The following is a 2,089-nucleotide window of genomic DNA, read 5'->3' as shown; positions in this document are numbered from 1 at the left end:
GCCGTGAGGCGCAGCGGCAGCGACGCGGCGGAAATGACGACGGGCACCGAGAGCAGGACCGAGAACGGATTGGTCAAGCCGCCGGTCATGTAGAGGAGACCGGCGAGTTGCAGGCTGTCGATGGTAAGGATGACGAAGGCCGAGAGCGGGGTCAGCCGATGCGCCGCGGGATAGCGGAAGGTGAGCCAGAGGTTCATCCAGGCCGAGCAGGCGATGAGCGCGAAGCACAGCGAGACCGGAAGCGGGAATTTCAGCCCGTAGGCGACGACGAGCACCGCGATGCTCTGGCCGACGATGGCCAGCCAGCGCAGGCGGATCAGCGTGTTGAGCCGCAGCCGCTGGCTCTGCTGGGAATCGGGCGCGCGCAGAATATTGATCATCGACTTACGATTATAGCCGCAGGAGGGTGAGCGCTAGTAGCGCTGTGACGGCGACTTGACCCGTCAGCGGCCGTTGTTTCGGTTCACCATCATGAGCGCTTGATGATTGGCCGAGGCCCCTCGCGATTTCGTCATCCACGGGCGGAGCGACGCGAAGCGGAGCGCAGACCCGAGGATCCATTCCGTGACTTCGAAGCTCTGCGATGGTTCAGAATTCTGTTCCGCTGCATTTTACGGTCAAGGTAACCGGGTCTACGCGCGTCGCTTCGCTCCTTGCTCCGCCGGTGGATGACGAAGTGATGGGCGATTGCGCCAATCGCCAACGCACGTTGCCCACTAACGCGAATGGCCCGCCGAAAGCGGCACGAACCTATGTCCCGCGCGGCTTGGCGCGGCTGGTGGCGGCCGCCAGCAGCGGGTTTTCCGGCCAGACGTGCTTGGGATAGCGGCCGCGCATATCGGTGCGCACATCCGCCCACGAGCCGCGCCAGAAGCCGGGCAGATCGCGCGTCGTCTGGATCGGGCGATGTGCCGGCGACAACAGCTCCAGAGTCAGCGGCACCGTACCGCCCGCGATCGAAGGATGGCGATCGAGGCCGAACAGCTCCTGCACGCGGATCGCCAGCACCGGCCATTCGCCATCATAGCGGATCGGCGCATGGCTGCCCGAGGGCGCGTCGAAATGGGTCGGCGCCAGCGCGTCGACCTTGCGCTGCAGGTCGTGCGGGACCAGCGACATCAGCCCTGCCGCAAGCGCCGGCGGCCTGATCGCCGCGAAGGAGGCATCGCCGGCAAGGAAAGGCAGCAGCCAGTCGTCGAGGCGGTCGAGAAGCGCCTGGCCCGAGACGTCGGGCCAGGGAGAACCGAGGCCGCGATAGAGCCAGCCGAGCCGCTGGCGCAGCGTTTCCGCCTCCTTGCCCCAGTCGAGCAGCGACAGGCCGTGCTCGCGCAAGGCGTCCAGCATGGCCCGATCGGCCTCGGCGCCCGAAGGTGCGGGCAGCATGCGCTCGGAAAGGGTGATGGCGCCAAGGCGGGAGGTCTCGCGCACGCGCACGACGCGGCGCTCGCGGTCGAAACTGGTCTCGCGCTTCGTCTCGATGCGGTCGGCAAGCGCGGTGCGGATAAGAGCCTCGTCGACGGGCGCGGCGGCGGTGATGCGGGCATTCTGCGCCTTGCCCTGCAGATCGGCGACGACCAGCCAGCTCTCGCCGGCAAGCGGATCGGCGGCGTCGACCATCGCGCCGGAACCGTTGGCGAGCACGAAGCGGCCGCGCTCGCCGCGGGCTCTGGCGACACGATCCGGCCAGGCATGGATCAGCAAGGCACCGGGCGCGGCTGGCGTGTCTGCCCTTGCCCCGCCTGCCTGCTTGGCCAGGCGTGCGGCAAGTTGCCGGGCGGCATCGGCGCGCGGCGATTTTTCGGCGCGGAAGCGGATCAGCCGCCGTTCGAGGTCGGCGCTGTCGCCGCCAAGCCCGCGCTCCGTCAAAAGCACGGCAAGCATCGCCGCTTCCTGCGCCTGCCCGATCCCAGCCGCTTCCGCCACCATGTGCGCGAGCCGCACCGGCAGGGCAAGCTTGCGCATCGCCGCGCCCGCCTCCGTCAAGCGGCCGGCGCCGGCGCTCAACGAAGCGAGGGTCTTGCTCAAAGCGCTGCATGCAATCGATGACGCCGGCGGCGGGTCGAGGAAGGACAGGCTCGACGGATCGGCG

At 68.5% G+C, this 2,089-nt stretch carries 1 protein-coding gene and 1 pseudogene; both read right to left on the bottom strand.

Annotation, left to right across the window (positions count from 1 at the left end; genetic code table 11):
• A pseudogene (locus EOA32_RS36570) lies at positions 1 to 380 on the bottom strand (sensor histidine kinase); the annotation flags it as partial.
• Between the two features lie 370 nt (positions 381 to 750).
• On the bottom strand, positions 751 to 2,089 hold a 1,339-nt coding region (locus EOA32_RS36565; RefSeq protein ID WP_281015311.1), incomplete at its 5' end, for an ATP-dependent helicase C-terminal domain-containing protein.

It is taken from the genome of Mesorhizobium sp. M1A.F.Ca.ET.072.01.1.1, from assembly GCF_004023325.1.
GTDB lineage: Bacteria > Pseudomonadota > Alphaproteobacteria > Rhizobiales > Rhizobiaceae > Mesorhizobium.
The sequence above is the reverse complement of the archived record's forward strand: the minus strand, read 5'-3'. Positions and strand labels throughout refer to the sequence as shown.